Source organism: Actinoplanes sp. NPDC049548 (assembly GCF_040676695.1).
GTDB lineage: Bacteria > Actinomycetota > Actinomycetes > Mycobacteriales > Micromonosporaceae > Actinoplanes.
In genome coordinates this window covers 907-19,258 of the sequence record NZ_JBFAPM010000026.1, presented here as the reverse complement: position 1 = coordinate 19,258, position 18,352 = coordinate 907, and the positions used below count along the sequence as shown (strand labels likewise).

The following is an 18,352-nucleotide window of genomic DNA, read 5'->3' as shown; positions in this document are numbered from 1 at the left end:
GTCATGCTCTCCTGGCCCTTGCTTCGCTGCGGTGCAGTCGATCATGACGCAACCGCCGTCTTGTCGCTGTCGGGCTCCACCGAGGGGGCGACCTCGACCGGCAGCTCGTCGGCGGCCGCGTAGGCGACAGCGGCCTTGACGAACGCGGCGAACAGCGGGTGCGCGCGGGTCGGGCGGCTCTTCAGCTCCGGGTGCGCCTGGGTGGCCACGAAGAACGGGTGCGTCTCGCGGTCCAGCTCGATGAACTCGACCAGCCGCCCGTCCGGCGACGTCCCGGAGAACTTGAGGCCGGCCTTGGCCAGCTTGTCCCGATAGGCGTTGTTGACCTCGTAGCGGTGCCGGTGCCGCTCGGAGATCTCGGTGCTGCCGTACGCCTCCGCCACGACCGAACCCTCGGCCAGCGCCGCCGGGTACGCACCCAGCCGCATGGTGCCGCCCAGGTCTCCCTTGCCCGCGACGATGTCCTCCTGGTCGGCCATCGTGGAGATCACCGGGTACGGCGCGCGCTCGTCGAACTCCAGCGAGTTGGCGCCCTCGAGGCCGGCCAGGTGGCGGGCGGCGTCGATCGTCATGCACTGCAGGCCCAGGCAGAGGCCGAGGATCGGGATGCCGTTCTCCCGCGCGTACCGGGAAGTGTTGATCTTGCCCTCGATGCCGCGGATGCCGAAGCCGCCGGGGATGACGATGCCGTCGACGCCCTTCAGGGCGGAGGCGGCGCCGGCCATGGTGTCGCAGTCGTCGCTCGGCACCCAGCGCAGCTGCACCTTGGCCGTGTTGGCGAACCCGGCCGCGCGGACCGCCTCGCTCACCGACAGGTACGCGTCCGGCAGGTCGACGTACTTGCCGACCAGCGCCACCGTGATCGTGCGGCGCGGGTGGTGCACCCGCTCCAGCAGGTCGTCCCAGGTGGACCAGTCGACGTCGCGGAACGACAGGCCGAGCCGGCGCACCACGTACGCGTCCAGCCCCTCCCGGTGCAGCACCTTGGGGATGTCGTAGATGCTCGGCGCGTCCGGGGCGGCGACCACGGCCTCGCGGTCGACGTCGCAGTAGAGCGAGAGCTTGTGCTTGAGCTTGTCCGGGATCTCCCGGTCGCTGCGGCAGACCAGCGCGTCGGGCTGGATACCGATGTTGCGCAAGGTGGCGACCGAGTGCTGGGTCGGCTTGGTCTTCAGCTCGCCCGACGGCGCCAGGTACGGCACCAGCGACACGTGCAGGTAGAAGACGTGGTCCCGGCCGATCTCGTGGCGCACCTGGCGGATCGCCTCGAGGAACGGCAGCGACTCCATGTCACCGACCGTGCCGCCGACCTCGGTGATGACGACGTCCGGAATGCGGCCGTAGTCGTCCGGAGCGGCCATCGCGAAGATGCGCTCCTTGATCTCGTTGGTGATGTGCGGGATGACCTGCACGGTGTCGCCGAGATACTCGCCGCGGCGCTCCTTGGCGATGACGGCCGAGTAGACCTGGCCGGTCGTGACGTTCGCCTTGCCGGTCAGCGCCCGGTCGAGGAAGCGCTCATAGTGGCCGACGTCCAGGTCGGTCTCGGCGCCGTCCTCGGTGACGAACACCTCGCCGTGCTGGAACGGGTTCATCGTGCCCGGGTCGACGTTGAGGTAGGGGTCCAGCTTCTGCATGACGACCCGCAGTCCGCGTGCGGTCAGCAAGTTGCCGAGGCTAGAGGCGGTGAGGCCCTTGCCCAGCGAGGAGGCGACGCCTCCGGTGACGAAGATGTGCCGCGTCTCGCGCACTGTTGGTGCCAAGGCCTGCTCCCGTGGTCGGTCAGTTCGGTCTTGCAGACCGGCGGGACCGTTGTTCACGATCGCGCCATCCACGGGATTTCACAGTAACACCTGTCCGGACCGGCGCACGTTCGGGCTGCTCGGCGCGCGTGTCAGCGGACGATGACGCCCTCGGCGCCGCTTTTGTCCGCCGGCCCGTCGTCCCCTGCGCCGCCCTCCCGGCGCAGGGACAGCCCGGGTCCGCCGGGGCCGTCGGTCTCACCCTCGGGGCGGGTGCGGTCGGCGGCGTGTTCCAGCACCCGCAACGTCGTCAGTACGAACAACGGAACCGCGACCGCGGCCCCCGCCCCGGCGACCGCGAACGCCGCGCCGCCGAGCACCCCGGCCAGCACCACGGTGACCGTGGTGCCCGCCAGCGCCGCCCGCAGCGCCGGATGCAGGCCGAAGACCCGGTTGAGCCCGCCCCACGGCGAGAACTGGCTGAACGCCAGGGCCAGCGCACCCACCAGGGCCAGGATCGTCAGCGGGCTGTCCAGGGCGTGCCCGCTCGCCGTCGCCGCCCGCTGGATGGCCGGCCCCGCCGTACCGTCCAGCAGCGCCGTCAGGAACCGCCCCACGCTGCCCTGCTCGAGGGCCGGGCGGCGCAGGTCGAGCACGGCGAAGCCGATCGTGACGGCCAGGCCGGCGACCGTCGCCCAGGCGAAGCGCGGGAAGGTCAGCCAGCCGCCGGTGCTGATCGCGGCGGCCACGCACACCCCGGCCGTGACGGCGATCGCACCGATCGGGTCCGCGCCCAGGTACGGGCTGCCCACCATGATCACCGCGAAGCCGCCGACGAGGACGACGACCACGGGACGCCACGGGCGGCGTACCCATTGCGCGGCGCAGCCGGCGACGACCAGCGCACCCGCCACGAACACGCCGAGCCCCACGCTGCCCACGCCCGAGTAGCGGGAGCCCTCGATGGCCGAATACCCGGCGACGCCGTTGAGCTGCAGCTGTGCGCCGGTGAGCAGGTCCGCGCCGACCACCACGACGGCGACCGCCGCGACCACCCCGATGGGCCACAGGGTGCGATGCCACCGCGGCGCGAACCGCACCGCCGCCGTGCCGACCGCCGTCAGCGCCAGCGCCATCAGCGCGAAGACGATGCCCGGGCGCCCGGAGCGCCACCACGGGATCGCGTCGGCCACCAGCGCCGCCGGGATGGCCAGGGCCGCGGCGATGAGCAGCACCTCGACCGCCCGGACCAGCAGCCGCGGCGCCGACGCCGGTCCGGTGGGGCCGGCATGCCGCCGGGCGCGCATCATCAGCGGCACCACCAGCAGGAAGATCGCCAGCTGGACCGCGCCCAGCCCGGTGAAGAACGACCCGGCGATGCCCAGCTGCGCGCCGGCCCGCTTGTTGGCGTCGTGCTCGCCCAGCATCGAGTCCGCGGGAGAGGCCGGGTGTCCCGCGACGATGGTCGCCGTACGCCCGATGAACAGCTTCTCCGGGGCGGGCCGCCCGAGCGCCGTCAGGATCGTCGGCGCGAGGTCCACCAGCTGCAGGTACCCCTCGCGGCCGGTGCCGGCGGAGGTCAGCCGGCCGCCCTGCCAGCCGGGGCCTTCGGCGATCGCCAGGTGCAGCCGGGACGTCGTGTCGGTGTCGGAGACGCCCGCGACGATCACCAGCGAGCGCTGCGGCCGGGCGGCCAGCACCCGGGCCAGGGCGGCGTCGGCCTGAGCCACCCGGTCCCGGCGCGCGGACCCGGAACCGGTGATCGTGCCGAGGTCCACCATGCTCAGGACGCACTGGCTGAACAGGCCCTGCGGGTCGTCGGGCAGCGTGGGGGCGTACCGGTCGACGCGGCCGAACGGGCGTGCCGCGGCGATGGCCGCGCCGGGTCCCACGGCGACGGTGCAGCGCACCGACTCGGCGAGCGCGCCCGGCACCGCCCCGTACGGTTCGTTGCTGGCGTTGGCGCGCACTACCCGGCCGAGCTCGGGCAGGTTGGCGCCGATGCCGTCGGGCTGTTCCACGACGGGCGCCAGGGCCGGGCACTGGCCGCTGACCCGCTGAGGGTTCCACACTGCGTAGTTGCCGGCACCGAGGGTGAGCCAGCCGTCCGCGGGGCACGTCGCGTGGTGCGCCGAGCGGACGGACAGCCAGCCGACGGAGCCGCGGGTCGCCTCCTGCCACAACGTCGGCGTGCGCTGCGGGTCGAGGTCGTCCCAGCGCAGCCCGGCCGATCCGGCGAGGATGACGTAGTCGGCGGTGTCGCCCGGCACCCCGGTGGCCGGGCGCACGGCGAGCCCGGCCAGGCTCGCCGCGGCGGTCAGCACGACCAGCAGGTACGGCACCCAGGCCCGGCCGCGCCGGGACCGCAGCGGCGGCGCGGAGTCCGGCCGCCGGCCGCGCCGGACGGCACCGAGCAACCGACCGCGCAACCGCCCCGGCAACCTCACCCCTGGCCTGCCCGGACGGACGCCACCGACGCGTACGCCGCCAGCACGTCCGCGACGGTGTCCTCTTCCGTGGGCCACGTGGCGGCCCGGCGCGGGCCACGCGCGGCCAGGTCGGCGCGCCTGGCCGGGTCGGCGAGCAACTCGCGCACAGCCCGGTCCAAGGCGTCCACGTCGCCCGGCGGGATGAGCACCGCGGCGTCGCCGACCAGCCCGGGCAGCCCGCCCACCGCCGTGGCGATCAGCGGTACACCCGCACGCAACGCCTCCTGCGCGAACAGCTGCCGCGCCTCCCAGTCGCTGGTGACCACGGCGATGTCGGCGCCGGCCAGCAGGTCCGGCACGTCGGTGCGGTGCCCGAGCAGGTAGAACTTCGCGTGCAGCTCCGAGGCGCGCTGGGCCAGCAGCATGTAGCTGGGTCCCGAGCCGGCGACGACGGTCACCGGCGCCGGGTCCAGGTCCCGCCACCGGCCGGAGGCCTCGAGCAGCACGTCGTACCGCTTCTGCGGGTGCAGCCGGCCGACCGAGAGGATCAGCGGCACGCCGGCGGCGACGCGGAACTCGGCCCGTACGGCGGCACGGGTGCGCTTCGGCGCCCCGCCGACCGGTGCGGCCACGGCTCCGAGACGGGCTTCGCGGGCGCCGAGCGACTCCGCGCGCGCGACCAGGTCTTCCGAGGCCCCGAGCGTGAGGGTCGCCGAGCGGGCGACGATCCGTTCGACCAGGGCGGAGGCGCTGCCGCGCAGGCCGCGGGCGAGGACGGCGTTGTGCCAGGTGACCACCAGCGGCGCGGTCGGCCGGGAGAGGCCGGCGACGAACGCGGCCCGCAGGCCGTGGGCATGCACGACGTCGAGCTCATGCCGGGCGAGGGCGCGGCGCAGCGAGCGGATGGCGCTGGAGTCCTGCGGACCCGGGCTGGCGGGGATCTCCACCGCGGCGAACTCGGCACCGGCGGCGGTGAAGCCGAACAGCTCGTCGGTCGCCGCGGGCCCGCAGACCAGCACCCGGCAGCCGGCGGCGAGCAGGCCGCGTGCGAGCGAGGAGACGTGCCGGCCGACCCCGCCGGTGCTGGAGCCCAGCACGAGCGCGACCGAACCCTGCCACGGTGCCGCCTGCGCTGCGTCGGTCACGGGCGATGCCTCCTGGTGAACCTCGAGACCAGTGATCGGAGATCGCGGCGGTCGAGCGGGTAGGCCACCGCGGCGAAAACGACCGCGACCGCGACCCCGCCCAGCATGCCCTGCACAATGCTCACCCACTCTGCCGGGGTGCCACCGAGCGCGTGCCGCACGCCCTCCGCGACGGCCCATCCGGCGAAGCCGGCCACGACCGCCGCCACGATACCCACGGCGCCCGCCCGCGGCAGTCCGGTAAGCGCCTGTGGACCGGCGTGGCGGCGAATCGCCAGCACCAGCAGCAGTCCGATGGCCGACATACCGATGGCGTTCGCGGCGCCGAGGCCGGCGACCTGGTGCCGCGAGTCGAGTGCGGCGGACAGGATGACGGCGGACAGCGCGGCGATCCCCCAGCCGGCGGCGGTGGCGACCGCGGCGGCGACCGTCGCGCCGCGGGCGTACAGAGCTCGCGAGAGCAGCGCGAACAGCGCATAGCCCAGCAGGCCGGGAGCGAACGCCACGATGCCCGGTGCGGCGGCGCGGGTCCCGACCAGGTGCGCGGCGGGCCACGCCAGCGCGCCCAGCGCCGCGGCACCGAGACAGGCGAGCAGCACGACCGAACGCGCGGTTCGCGCCAGCGCGTCGGCGTAGGCCTGCTCGTCGCCCCGGGCGACCGCGCCGGCCAGCCGCGGATAGACGGCAGTGGCCAGCGGCACGGCCAGCACCGCCCACGGGAGCAGGAAGACCGTCTGCGCGGCGAGGTAGTCGGTCAGCGGTCCCTTGGTGGCCAGCTTGAGCACGACCAGCACGAGGATCTGCTGGGAGCCCACGGTGACCGTCCCGGCCCAGCCCAGCCGGACCGCCAGCCGCCCCTCGTCGCCGGGGAAGCGGTAGGCCGGCCGCAGCCGCAGGCGCAGCCTCCGCAGCGGGATGAGCAGGCACAGCGCCAGCACCACGACGCCCAAGGTGGTGCCGCCGGCCAGGACCAGCTCGCCGGTGCCGCTGAGGCCGCCGATGTCGCTGCGGGCACCGTCGACCAGGGCATAGCTCAGGTACGACGCCATCACCGTGACACTGGACAGCAGTGGCGCGATCACCGGCCACGCGAAGCGGTGGTGGGCCTGCAGCACCCCGGTCAGGACGATGCCCACGCCGTACAGCGGAAGCTGGGGCGCGAAAACCCGCAGCATGCGGGTCGCGACCTCGTGGGACGCCTCGGGAACGTCGAAGAACCCGGCGATCGGACCGGCGAGCAGTGCCACCAGCACCGCCAGCGGCACCATCAGGGTCAGCACCCACGTGAGCAGGGCGGAGGCGACGGCACCGACCCGTTCGCGGTCACCGGCCTCGACCGCGCCGGCGATCAGGGGCACCACCAGGCTGGCCAGGGCACCGCCCGCCACCAGCTCGAAGACGATGTTCGGGACGGTGTTGGCGGCGTTGTAGACGTTGGCGAGCCCGTCGTGGCCGACCGTCCGCAGGAAGACGAAGGTGCGCCCGAAGCCGGCGATCCGGGACAGGAGCGTGAGGACGGTGATGACGGCGGCGGCCCCGGCAACCCCCGCGCGAGCGCGGGCCGTCGTCACGGGGCCGGGCGGCGGCCGAGCGCGTCCAGCTCCCGCAGCCCGGGCGTGTCCTGGATGACCTTGGTGAAGCTGACCTTCTCGCTCGCGGCGGTCAGCCCGGCGAGCACGGCGAGGGTCAGGGCGCGTCCGGCAGGCCCGGTCCTGGCGGCGAGCGCCACGCCGAGCAGGGCGCCGAGGGCGTTGGCCCCGGCGTCACCGAGCATGATCTCCTCGCCGAGGTCGGCGGGCAGCAGCGCCGCGCTCGCGCCGAGCGTGCCGGCGGTCATGGCGCCGCCACGGCCGGCGACCAGCGGCGTACCGATGATCGTGGCGGCCTTGATCGCCCGGCCGGGGCGCAGGTCGAGCAGGTTGAGCAGGTTGGCCGTGCCCGCGATGACCCCGGCCCCGAGCAGCACGTCGGTGGTGCGGCGCAGCACGCCCGCGTCCGGGCGGCGCCGGTGGGCACGCACCCCGGGATCCCGCGCGAGCAGGGCCGCGGCGGCGAGCCCGGCGGCGCCCACCCCGGCGATCTTGACGAGCCCGCTGGTGACCCGTCCCTCCCGGAGGGCGCCCACGTGGCCGCGGAAACCCTTGGCGGCCTTCTGCTCCGGCCGGTTGCCGACGATGTCGTCGTAGAGACCGACCGCGCCGGACGTCGCACCGGCCACGACCACGGCGGCGGTGGCGGCCGCTCCCGGCGCGCCCGCCGCGGCGCCGAGCGTGGCCCCGGCGGCGAGGGCCGGACCACCGGCGAGGCTGACCGTGCGCCCGTGGAAGTTGGTGCGCTGCAGGGCGCCGGAGTGCGGGTCCTGGCGGATCCACGCCAGCGCCGCGCGGGCGACGAGCGCGCCGAGACCGGACGACTTCACCCTGCTGGCCATGCGTGTGCTCTCCTGACTCCCCCGGGCCGCGCCCACGGCGGCCGACCGCCGAGTCTAGGGGTTGGCCGCCCGCCGGGCGCGGACCCGTCCTCCGGGGGCGTGCCGGATCAGCCGGCGACCTTGGGCACCAGCGAGGAGCCCTGCAGACCGTACTGGCCGATCCTGCCGTCCACGACCCTCTCGACGGTGACCATGGCGGTCGCGAGCTGACCGAAGGCGGTGCTGGCGTTGTCCACCGTGGACACCGTCTGGGCGAGCTTGGGGTCGCCGCGGACCTCGGAGACGAGGTTGCCCTGACCGATGCCGTTACCCGCGACCACCACCGGCTTGGCGTTGGCGAACTGGGTGGTGAGGGTCACCGCGTTCTGGTTCTTGCGGCCCGCGTCCCGGTCGACCGGCGGAAGACCGGAGACGACCACGGTCGCCTCCGCGCCCGGCGCCAGGTCGTCGGACACCTGCAGATAACCGGTCTTCGTGTACGCCGTGAGCACCGCCGTCAGATCCTGCTCGGCCACCGCGGGCGTCTTCACGAGCAGGGCCCGCGCCAGCAGGGCACTGGAGGTCTCGACACCGTCGCTGTTCAGCGGCAGGCCCTCGGCGGACACGGTGGGGCGCGAAGCCCGCTCGGCCAGGCCGAGAAGCTCGATGCCGTTCGCCGGGTCCAGGAACTTCTCCTGCACCGTGACCTGCCCGGTGATGGTGGCGCCGGCGACCTCCAGCATCGAGGTCACGCCCTTGGCGGACTCCTGACCGCTGGGCAGTACGACGACCACCAGCTTGCGGCCGGTGAGCTTGCCGTTGAGCAGCGACGGCGACAGCTCGGTGGCGAAGTCCTGGTTCTTGTTGAGCTCGTCGCGATACTGGTTGGCCTGCTCGCGGTAGTTGCTGTTGTCCTTGCTCAGCCCGTCGACGCGGTCCTTGAGGGTGTCGACCACCGGCCCGTTCAGCGCGGCGGTGCCCACCACCAGCCCGATGGCGAGGGCGAGGAAGACCGCGGTGAGCGACACCACGTGGTACCGGAAGTTGATCACGGCTGAAGGCCTCTGCTAGAAGAGCTGTCCCAATTGGAAGACCAGGTTGTCCCACCACTCGGACACCACGGCGAGGTACGCCTGACCGACGGTCGACACCGCCACGGCGGAGGCCATCGCCGCCACCGCGGACAGCACGAGCAGCAGCAGCGCCGACCCGGAGATGTTCTGCTTGTAGAGCCGGCTCACGCCCTTGGCGTCGACCAGCTTGCCCCCGACCTTGAGCCGGGTGAGGAAGGTCGAGGCCATGCCGCCGCGGCCCTTGTCGAGGAACTCGACGAGGTTGGCGTGCGTGCCGACGGCGACGATGAGCGAGGCACCCTTCTCGTCGGCGAGCAGCATGGCGAGGTCCTCGCTGGTGGCCGCCGCCGGGAACGTGGTGGCCTGCACCCCGAGCCCGTGCACCCGGGCCAGTCCGGGCGCCCGCCCGTCCGGATACGCGTGCACGATCACCTCGGCGCCGCAGCGCAGCACGTCGTCGGTGACCGAGTCCATGTCCCCGATGATCATGTCCGGGGTGTAGCCCGACTCCACCAGCGCGTCGGCCCCGCCGTCGACCCCGATCAGCACCGGCTTGAACTCCCGGATGTACGGGCGCAGCACGTCCAGGTCGGCCTTGTAGTCGTACCCGCGCACCACGATGAGCACGTGACGCCCGGCGATGCGGGTCTCGACGTCAGGCACGCCGACGCCGTCGAGCAGCAGCTCGCGCTCCTGCTTGAGGTAGTCCATGGTGTTCGCCGCGAACGCCTCGAGCTGCACCGACAGGCCCTCGCGGGCGTCGGCCATGGCGGTGGCGACGGTTTCGGCGTCCTGCCTCACGCCGGAGGCCACCGGCTCGCCGTCGCGCAGCACCGTGTCGTTGTCGAGGCTGACGACGTCGCCCTCGCTGAGCCGGTCGAAGACCTCCTCGCCGAGGTTGTCGATCAGCACGATGCCGGCCTGGACCAGCACCTCGGGGCCGAGGTTGGGATAGCGCCCGGAGATCGACGGCTTGGCGTTGAGCACGGCGGCGACCCCGACCGCGACCAGCGAGTCGGCGGCCACCCGGTCGATGTCGACGTGGTCGATGACCGCGATGTCACCGGGACGTAGCCGCCCGACCAGGCGCTTGGTCCGGCGGTCGAGACGAGCGGTGCCGGCAACAGCCCCGGGTTCGACGCTCCGGGTCCGGCGCAAGGTGGGAAGTCGCATCCCGGCCATCCTGACACGCCTGATCGAGCGGTTCGCACGCGACATGCACAAGGTCACCCCCGAAAAGGGGGCATTTCACCCACCAAGTCTCACCCGCGCTTCTCCCGATCGGCCACCGCGAGCAGCTCCTCCGCGTGGGCGATACCCAGATCGGAGTCGGGCAGGCCGGCCAGCATCCGGGCCAGCTCCCGGGCCCGCTCGGTCTCCTCGACGATCTTCACGCCGCTGGTGGTGATCGCCCCGCCGGTGTCCTTCGCGACCACCAGATGCCGGTCGGCGAAGGCCGCCACCTGCGGCAGGTGGGTCACCACCAGAACCTGATGGGTACGCGCCAGCCGGGCCAGCCGCCGCCCGATCTCGACCGCCGCCTGACCGCCCACGCCCGCGTCGACCTCGTCGAAGACCAGCGTCGGCGGGCCGCCCGCCCCGGCGAAGACCACCTCGATCGCCAGCATGACGCGCGACAGCTCACCGCCCGAGGCGCCCTTCTGCAACGGCAACGCCGGCGCCCCCGGGTGCGCGATCAGGCGCAGCTCGATCTCGTCCGCGCCGTCCGGACCGGCCGCGAGCCCGTCGATCACCGGCTCGTCACGCCCGGCACTGCGCGGCAGCACCGCGATCTCCACCCGCGCGTGCGGCATGGCGAGGCCGGCCAGCTCGACGCTGACCTGCTCCGCGAAGCGCCCGGCGGCGTCGGCGCGGGCCGCGGTGAGCCGCCCGGCCAGCTCAGCGACCTGCCCGGCGAGGCGCAGCCGCTCCTTGTCCAGCTCCTCGAGCAGCTCGTCGGAGGTGTCCAGGGCGGCGAGCCGGGTGCGGGCGTGCTCGGCCCAGGCGATCACGCCGTCGATGTCGTCCGCATACTTGCGGGTGAGCGCCCGCAGCGCGGCCCGCCGCTCGTAGATCGCCTCGAGCCGGGCCGGGTCGGCGTCGAGCTGGTCCAGGTACGCCGAGAGCTCGGCGGAGACGTCGCCCACCAGCGTGGCCGCCTCCTCCACCCGGGCCGCGAGCTCGCCCAGCGCCGGGTCCACACCGGCCTGCGCCTCGAGCGTGCGCCGGGCCGTCCCGAGCAGCTGGGTGGCGTCCGGTGTCTCCTCGGCCGCCTCCACCCCGCCGGCCAGCGCCTGCGCCGCCAGCGCCGCCGCGGTGCGCAGCCCCTCGGCGTGCTCCAGCCGCTGCACCTCGGTACGCAGCTCGTCGTCCTCGCCCGGCTGCGGGTCCACCCGGCTGATCTCGTCCAGGCCGAGCTTGAGCAGGTCCGCCTCCTGGCTGCGCTCCCGGGCGTTGCGCCGGCGGTCGGCCAGGTCGTCGACCACGCCCCGCCACTGCGTCCACGCCTGGCGGTAGGTCTCCAGCAGCTTCTCGTGCTCCGGGCCGGCATAGCGGTCCAGCGCGGCGCGCTGCTCGGCCGGGCGCAGCAGGCGCAGCTGGTCGGACTGCCCGTGCACCGCGACGACCTGCTCGCCGACCTCGCTGAGCATCGCCACCGGCATGCTGCGCCCGCCGACGTGCGCCCGCGACCGGCCCTCGATCGTGACCGTGCGGCTGAGCAGCACCGACCCGTCGTCGTCGACCTCGGCGCCGGCGTCGGTGATGCGCGTCTGCACCGCGTCGGCCAGCGGCCCGCCGAGGCGCAGCCGCCCCTCGACCACCGCCCGGCCGGGATCGGCGCGCACCCGCCCGGCGTCGGCCCGGCCGCCGAAGAGCAGACCGAGCCCGGTCACCACCATCGTCTTGCCCGCGCCGGTCTCACCGGTGATGGCGTTCATGCCCGTGGTCAGCCGCAGCGTCGTGTCGTCGATGACGCCCAGCCCGGTGATCCGCAGTTCCTCCAGCACAGGGCGAACAGTATCGGTGCCCACCGACAATTGCCCACCGACCCCACGCTCATCAGCGTCGATTACCGCGCCAGCCTTCCACCGGCAGGGCGAACTTCGCCACGAGAGTGTCGGTGAACGGCGTCGGCTTCAGCCGTACGATCCGGACCGGCAGCTGACCGCGCTCGACCGTCACCTGCGCACCCGGCGGCAGATCCCACGTCCGGCGCCCGTCGCAGCACAGCACGGCGAAAGATGTGTACGGGTCCACGGTCAGCACGAAGGTCGACGTCGGCGCCGTGACGATCGGCTTGCTGAACAACGCGTGCGCGCTGATCGGCACGAGCAGCAGCGCCTCCACCTCGGGCCACACCACGGGCCCGCCGGCGGAGAACGCGTACGCGGTGGAGCCCGTCGGCGTGGCACACACCACCCCGTCGCAGCCGTAGCGCGACAGCGGCCGCCCGTCGACGTCGACGAGCAGCTCGAGCATCTGCGCCCGCTGCCCCTTCTCGACGCTGACCTCGTTGAGCGCCCACGAGTCGGCGATGAGCCGGCCGTCGTACTCGGCGCGCACGTCCAGGGTGAGGCGTTCGTCCACGGTGTAGTCACCGTCGACGATGTCCCGCACGGTCTGGTCGATGTTCTGCAGTTCGGCCTCGGCGAGGAAGCCCACCTTGCCCAGGTTGATGCCCAGCAGCGGCGCCTTCGCCGGCCGGGCCAGCTCGGCGGCGCGCAGGAACGTGCCGTCCCCGCCGAGCGCGAAGACGATCTCCACGCCCTCCGCGGCCGAGAGCCCGTGCACCGGGGTGACCCCGGGCGGCAGCTCCAGGTCGTCGACCTCCTCGGCGATCACCCGCACCTCGAAACCGGCGGCGACGAGGTCCCGGGCGACGGCCTGCGCGTGCTGCGTGCTCTGCCGCCGGCCGGTGTGGGTCACCAGCAGCGCGGACCGCGTCATGTTTCCTCCAAGGGGGACGAATCCGGCGTCGGTGCCGGCCCGCCGGAGGCTACCGCGCCGGACGGCCCGGCGGCGACCACGGCGTGCACCCGTTCGGCGTCGACGGGTGACGCCCCGCGACGGAACCACACGAAGAACTCCACGTTGCCACTGGGACCCGGCAGCGGGCTCGCCGCCACCGACACGACCCCGAGCCCCTGCTCGGCGGCGGCGGCCGCGACGTCGAGGACCGCCTCGGCGCGCAACGCCGGATCACGCACGACCCCGCCGGACCCGACCCGCTCCTTGCCGACCTCGAACTGAGGTTTCACCATGAGCGCCAAATCGCCGTCCACGGCGGTGCAGGCGCTCAGCGCGGGCAGCACCAGCCGCAGCGAGATGAACGACAGGTCCGCCACGGTCAGCGCCACCGCCCCGCCCAGCATCTCCGGCGTCAGGGTCCGCACATTGGTGCGTTCCATCACCGTCACGCGAGCGTCGTTGCGCAGGGGCCACGCGAGCTGGCCGTAGCCGACATCCACCGCGTACACGTGAGCGGCGCCCTCGCGCAGCAGCACGTCGGTGAAGCCGCCCGTGGAGGCGCCCGCGTCGAGGCAGCGCCGGCCCCTCACCAGCAGCTCGGGAAACGCGCGGAGCGCCCCGTTCAGCTTGTGACTGCCGCGCGAGACGTACTCGTCGGCGGGATCCTCGCCGGTGACCACCACCGGGTCCGCAGGGTCGATCATGGTGGCGACCTTGGCCGCCACGCTGCCCCGGACCTGGACCCGGCCGGCCGCGACGAGCGCGGCGGCCTGATCCCGGGACCGGGCCAGCTTGCGACGGACCAGCTCGGCGTCCAGACGCGCGCGGCGGGCCATCAGGACACGACCTTCTCAGGCGTACGGCTCATCAACGGTCGATGCTCGCCAGGGTCTCCTGGAGCACCTGGTGCGCGGCCTCGTACTCGGCGATCTGGTCCGCAGGGGCCAGCGCCGCGGCGTTCGCCAGCGACTGCAGCACGGCGTCGACCGCCGGGTGACCGGTCTTCTCGGAGCCGTCGAGCAGGCCGGGCGTCACCTCGATCCGCGGCGGCTGCGCGGCCTGCTGCCCGGGCGGCGGTCCCGGCCGGAACCCACCGGGCGGGGGGCCGGGCCGGAACCCACCGGGCGGCGGGCCCGGACGCGGCGGTTGCTGGTTGGGGTACGTCACGAGGTGACCTCCGGCGTCGAACCGTCCGCACCGGCCGCGTCATCGGCCGGCGCACTCTTCGCGGGGGTGGTCTTCCTGGCGGCCGTCTTCTTCGCCGCCTTCCTGGCGGGAGCCGCGCCGGCCGGAGCCTTCTTGGCGACGGCCTTCTTGGCCGGAGCCTTCTTCGCAGTCGCCGGCAGCACGGTTTCCGCCGCGGCCGCCTTCACCGGCGCGGTAGGCGCCGCCGCTGTGCCGGCCGGCGTGGCGGTCGTCGCCGCAGACCCGGCCGGCGTGGCGGGCGTCGTGGCGGAACCAGCCGGCGCGACGGTCCCGGCGGCGGAGCCGGTCGACTTGCGCGCGGCCTTGGCCGCCTTGGTGGCCTTGGCCGGCACGGCCTTCCCCGGAGCCGTCTTGGCGGGCCCGGTCGTCGCCGGCGTGACCTTCTTCGCGGCCCGCGCCGGGGTCGCCGTCGTCGCGGCCGCCGGCATCGCGTTCGGGGTGGCCGGCTTGACGGCCTTCTTCGCCAGTGCCTTCTTGACTACGGCCTTCTTCGCCGGCGGCACGACCGTCGCGGGGCCGGGTTCGGCGATGGTCAGGTCTGCGGCCGGCTCGCCGCCCGTGGCGGCCCGGGCCTCCGCGGCCCGCAGCTGCTTCTCCAGGTCACGAACCCGCGCGGTCAGGTCGGAGACCTCGTCAGCGGTGGCCAGACCCACCAGCCCGAGCGCGCGATCCACCTCGTAGCGCACCAGGTTGGTCAGCGCCTCGCGGTTGGCCATGCCCGTCGACATCAGGTCCTCGACCAGGCCCTGCAGCTGGCCGGCGGTGGCGCCGCCCTTGCTCAGCAGCTCACCGGCGACCTTCTGCGCCTTCTTCCGCGGTGCCTCCGTCAACCCGAGCGCCATCTCCAGATACGCCCGCCATGCGTCCTGCATGAGCCTCTCCCCTCGCGCTCGCGCCACGATCGTGCTGGTGTCACGCTACCGGGCATACCCGGCCCGCCCGTCGGGTACCGTGCGGAACGTCGCCGGGTGTGTTGGGACGGGTCGCGGAAGGAGTGCCGTAGTGGCCAGCGTGGACGAGTGCCGTCAGGCGTTGCACGGGTTAGCGGCCCGGCTGGACGCGAACGCGGAGACCCGCGGCAAGCTGGACCTGGACCGCACCCTCGCCTGCCGGGTCCCCGACCTCGGCACCGCCTTCCACGGCCGCCTCACCGGCGGCCGCCTCGTGGACATCGCCGACGGCGACGACCCCAAGGCGAAGATCGCCCTCACCGCCACCAGCGACGACCTGGTCGCCCTGGTGACCGGCCGGCTCGACGTCACCCGAGCCATCGCCGCCCGCCAGGTGTCGGTCAAGGCGAACCCCTTCGACCTGCTCAAGCTCCGCAAGCTCCTCTGACGAGTACGTCAGCCCAGCCACTCTTCGAGAAGCTTCGCAGCCTCGTCCGAGCCGGCTTGCGGCTTGCCACCGTTCCACACGAAGCCGGTGAGCAGTCGCAGCGCGTCGACGGCAGCACCGGCGCCGCTGAGCTGCCCGTCGGCCAGCCGCCATCCACCGGCCTCGTCCGTACCGTCGGCCACCCGGGCGTCCTCCGCCCCACCGAAGAGCCCCGACAGGTCCGCGGCCACGTACGTCGGCCGCCGCGACGGCGGGGCGGCGAGAAGGTCCGCGGGCCCGCTCACCCCGGTGAGAACCAGAAGGCTGTCCATGCCGGCACCGACCGCACCTTCGATGTCGGTGTCGAGCCGGTCGCCGACGACCAGTGGACGCTGCGAACCGGACTTCGTCGCCGCCGTCTCGAAGAGCGCCGGAGCCGGCTTGCCGACCACCACGTCCGGCTCCCGGTTCAGCGCCGTCCGCAGCACCGACACGAGCGAGCCGTTACCGGGTAGCGGCCCCCGCGGGCTGGGCAGCGTCCGGTCGGTGTTCGTGGCCATCCACAGCGCACCCGCCCGTACCGCGAGCGAGGCCTCGGCGAGGATCTTCCACCCCACCTCGGGCCCGTACCCCTGCACCACCGCCGCCGGCTCGTCGTCGAGGCGCTCGACGGGCGTGAGGCCGGCGTCGCGAACCTCGGCCCGCAACGCCTCCGCCCCCACGACCAGCACCGGGGCCCCGGCGGGCAGGCGACCGGCGAGCATGGCGGCCGCGGCACCGGCGGAGGTCAGCACCTCGTCGGCGGCGGCCGGAACACCCATGCCGGTGAGCAGCGCCGCCACGTCACCCGCGCGCCGCGACGCATTGTTCGTCGCGTACGCCACCGACGTCCCGGCGGCCCGCAACCGCTCGACGGCCTCGGCCGCACCGGCGATCGGCTTGTCGATCAGATAGACGACGCCGTCGAGGTCGAAGATGACAAGGTCGTACGCGTCGACCAGAGCACCGCTCACGCCGGGCCGCCCGTCACCCGCGGCTCGCGATCGCCGTCCGCACCGTCTCCCAGCCCGGCGCTGAACTCGTCACCGCCGGCTTTCTCGTCATCGGACGCGTCGACATCCTCATCGTCCCGGTCGTCGTCCTCGTCGACGTCGTGCCGATCGTCGTCCTCATCGACGTCGTCCCGGTCGTCGTCCTGATACTCGTCGTCCTGGTGATCGTCGGCGTAGCCGTCGCCCTCGTCGGTCTCGTCGTCCCGGTCGTCATGCCGGCCGCCGTCCGCGTCGTCGTCGAGGAACGCCTCGCCGTGGTCACCCGACTCACTTTCGTCGTCGGCCTCCGCACCCGTCGCGTCCTCGTCCTCGTCGTCGCCCTCGATCGTGACGCCGTCGAGCTCGAGCAGCCGCTCGGCCGCGTCGGTCAGGTCGTCCTCGTCGGCGGCAGCGGCCCGCGAGAACCACTCCCGCGCCTCCTCCCGCCGGCCCGCGGCGAGCAGAGCGTCGGCGTACGCGTACCGAAGCCGCGCCGCCCAGTCGGCATCGTCGTCGGTGGTGAGCTCCTTGACCTGCAGCATGGCCACGGCCGCATCGTGCTGCCCGAGGTCACCCCGCGCACCGGCGGCAACGATCAGCAACTCGATTGCGCCGGCCTTGTCGAGCGCCTCCCGGTCGGCCCCCCGGAACAGATCGATCGCCCGTTCCGGGCGCCCCAGGGCCCGCTCACAGTCGGCCAGCTCGGCCAGGTGCGTCTGCCGGCCCGTCATCCGATGGTACGTCCGCAGCTCGGCGATAGCCGTCGTCCAGTCGCCGGCGGCGTACGCGGCCAGCCCCACGGCCTCCCGCACCACGGCGATCCGCGACGCCAGCCGCCGAGCCGCGATCGCGTGCTGCAACGCCAGCTCGGAATCCTCGTCGATGATCGTCCCCGCCGCGACCAGATGCCGGGCGACCCGGTCCGCGGTATCCCGCGACAGGCTCAGCAGCTCGGCACGAACCTCCTTGTCGAGGTCGCCGGCGACGATGTCCTCAGGAATCTCGGGCGCCTGGAACGCGGGCAGCGCGTCCCGCCGGTCCTGCGACCCCCGGTCCTCCCGCGGTCCCCGATCCTCCCGGAACCCGCGATCCTCCCGCGGCCCCCGGTCCTCACGGAACCCGCCACCCTCACGAGGACCCCGGTCCTGCCGGAACCCACCGCCGTCGCGAGGACCCCGGTCCTGCCGGAACCCACCGCCGTCACGAGAGCCCTGGTCGCTGCGGAACCCACCGCCGTCACGAGGACCCCGGTCCTGCCGGAACCCACCGCCCTCGCGAGGACCCCGGTCCTGCCGGAACCCACCGCCCTCGCGAGGACCCCGGTCCTGCCGGAACCCACCGCCGTCACGAGGACCCCGGTCCTGCCGGAACCCACCGCCCTCGCGAGGACCCCGGTCATCGCGGAAGCCACGGTCGTCACGCCGGAAGCCACCATCGCGCGGTCCGCGGTCGCCCTGAGGCCGGTCCCCCTGAGGCCGATCGCCGTAGGGCCGATCCCTGTCGCCCCGGAAACCACCCGTGCGATTGCCGGGCCGGTCACCACGGAAGCCGCCGGAACCGCCCTGGAAGCTGCTCCGCTGGCCGCCCTCACCCCGGTCTCCGCGATACCCGCCACGATCGCTCTGGTAGCCGCCACGGTCACGGTCCCCGCCGCGGAAACCACCGCGATCGCCGCCACCCTGGTAACCACCACGGTCACGGTCCCCACCGCGGAAACCACCACGATCGCCGCCACCCTGGTAACCACCACGGTCACGGTCCCCACCGCGGAAACCACCACGATCGCCGCCACCCTGGTAACCACCACGGTCACGATCTCCACCACGGAAACCACCACGGTCCCCGCCACCCTGGTAACCACCACGGGAGCCGCCGCCTTGGTAACCACCACGGTCACGGTCCCCGCCACGGAAACCACCACGATCGCCGCCACCCTGGTAACCACCACGGTCACGGTCCCCGCCACGGAAACCACCACGATCGCCGCCACCCTGGTAACCACCACGGTCACGGTCCCCGCCACGGAAACC

Annotated in this window: 14 protein-coding genes and 2 pseudogenes; 2 read left to right on the top strand and 14 right to left on the bottom strand. The window is 73.7% G+C overall.

Annotated features, from left to right (window positions below):
* Positions 1 to 41 precede the first annotated feature (41 nt).
* The 12 genes and pseudogenes from AB0J80_RS34170 to AB0J80_RS34115 all read right to left on the bottom strand — a co-directional run.
* On the bottom strand, positions 42 to 1,763 hold the full coding sequence (locus tag AB0J80_RS34170) for a CTP synthase (RefSeq protein WP_364713440.1): 1,722 nt from the start codon (positions 1,761 to 1,763) through the stop codon (positions 42 to 44).
* A gap of 131 nt (positions 1,764 to 1,894) precedes the next feature.
* Positions 1,895 to 4,171, bottom strand: a complete 2,277-nt coding sequence (locus tag AB0J80_RS34165) for a hypothetical protein (protein ID WP_364713438.1) — start codon at positions 4,169 to 4,171, stop codon at positions 1,895 to 1,897.
* Positions 4,172 to 4,185: 14 nt separating this feature from the next.
* Entirely contained in the window at positions 4,186 to 5,316 is a 1,131-nt protein-coding gene (locus tag AB0J80_RS34160; protein ID WP_364713436.1) for a glycosyltransferase family 4 protein, read from the bottom strand.
* Complete coding sequence (locus tag AB0J80_RS34155) at positions 5,313 to 6,887, bottom strand: lipid II flippase MurJ (RefSeq protein ID WP_364713434.1); 1,575 nt, start codon at positions 6,885 to 6,887, stop codon at positions 5,313 to 5,315. The genes AB0J80_RS34160 and AB0J80_RS34155 overlap by 4 nt, the downstream gene beginning before the upstream one ends.
* Positions 6,884 to 7,747, bottom strand: coding sequence for a hypothetical protein (locus AB0J80_RS34150; RefSeq protein WP_364713432.1), 864 nt, complete (start codon positions 7,745 to 7,747; stop codon positions 6,884 to 6,886). Before AB0J80_RS34150 ends, AB0J80_RS34155 begins: the two co-directional genes overlap by 4 nt.
* Before the next feature lie 107 nt (positions 7,748 to 7,854).
* Entirely contained in the window at positions 7,855 to 8,778 is a 924-nt protein-coding gene (locus AB0J80_RS34145; RefSeq protein WP_364713430.1) for a copper transporter, read from the bottom strand.
* Between the two features lie 15 nt (positions 8,779 to 8,793).
* A complete protein-coding gene (gene steA, locus AB0J80_RS34140; protein ID WP_364713428.1) occupies positions 8,794 to 9,972 on the bottom strand; it encodes a putative cytokinetic ring protein SteA in 1,179 nt (392 codons plus the stop codon).
* An 89-nt stretch (positions 9,973 to 10,061) separates the two neighbouring features.
* On the bottom strand, positions 10,062 to 11,807 hold the full coding sequence (gene recN / locus AB0J80_RS34135; protein WP_364713426.1) for a DNA repair protein RecN: 1,746 nt from the start codon (positions 11,805 to 11,807) through the stop codon (positions 10,062 to 10,064).
* Between the two features lie 52 nt (positions 11,808 to 11,859).
* Positions 11,860 to 12,747 carry an NAD kinase gene (locus AB0J80_RS34130; protein ID WP_364713424.1) on the bottom strand — a complete coding sequence of 296 codons (888 nt, stop codon included), beginning with the start codon at positions 12,745 to 12,747 and terminating at the stop codon, positions 11,860 to 11,862.
* Positions 12,744 to 13,604, bottom strand: a complete 861-nt coding sequence (locus AB0J80_RS34125) for a TlyA family RNA methyltransferase (protein WP_364713422.1) — start codon at positions 13,602 to 13,604, stop codon at positions 12,744 to 12,746. The genes AB0J80_RS34130 and AB0J80_RS34125 overlap by 4 nt, the downstream gene beginning before the upstream one ends.
* A gap of 31 nt (positions 13,605 to 13,635) precedes the next feature.
* The gene (locus AB0J80_RS34120; RefSeq protein WP_364713420.1) at positions 13,636 to 13,935 is read right to left on the bottom strand and encodes a hypothetical protein; all 300 of its coding nucleotides are present in this window, start codon (positions 13,933 to 13,935) and stop codon (positions 13,636 to 13,638) included.
* A 491-nt stretch (positions 13,936 to 14,426) separates the two neighbouring features.
* A pseudogene (locus tag AB0J80_RS34115) lies at positions 14,427 to 14,846 on the bottom strand (hypothetical protein); the annotation flags it as partial.
* A gap of 130 nt (positions 14,847 to 14,976) precedes the next feature.
* Here AB0J80_RS34115 and AB0J80_RS34110 point away from each other — a divergent pair.
* On the top strand, positions 14,977 to 15,312 hold the full coding sequence (locus tag AB0J80_RS34110; protein WP_364713418.1) for an alkyl sulfatase C-terminal domain-containing protein: 336 nt from the start codon (positions 14,977 to 14,979) through the stop codon (positions 15,310 to 15,312).
* Between the two features lie 8 nt (positions 15,313 to 15,320).
* Here the strand turns inward: AB0J80_RS34110 and AB0J80_RS34105 are convergent, their stop codons facing one another.
* Entirely contained in the window at positions 15,321 to 16,304 is a 984-nt protein-coding gene (locus AB0J80_RS34105) for an HAD-IIA family hydrolase (protein WP_364713416.1), read from the bottom strand.
* Complete coding sequence (locus tag AB0J80_RS34100; protein WP_364713526.1) at positions 16,301 to 17,269, bottom strand: Replicase polyprotein 1ab; 969 nt, start codon at positions 17,267 to 17,269, stop codon at positions 16,301 to 16,303. The genes AB0J80_RS34105 and AB0J80_RS34100 overlap by 4 nt, the downstream gene beginning before the upstream one ends.
* On the opposite strand from AB0J80_RS34100, the pseudogene AB0J80_RS34095 reads away from it, so the two are divergent.
* A pseudogene (locus tag AB0J80_RS34095) lies at positions 17,174 to 18,352 on the top strand (hypothetical protein); the annotation flags it as partial. The gene AB0J80_RS34100 and the pseudogene AB0J80_RS34095 overlap by 96 nt on opposite strands.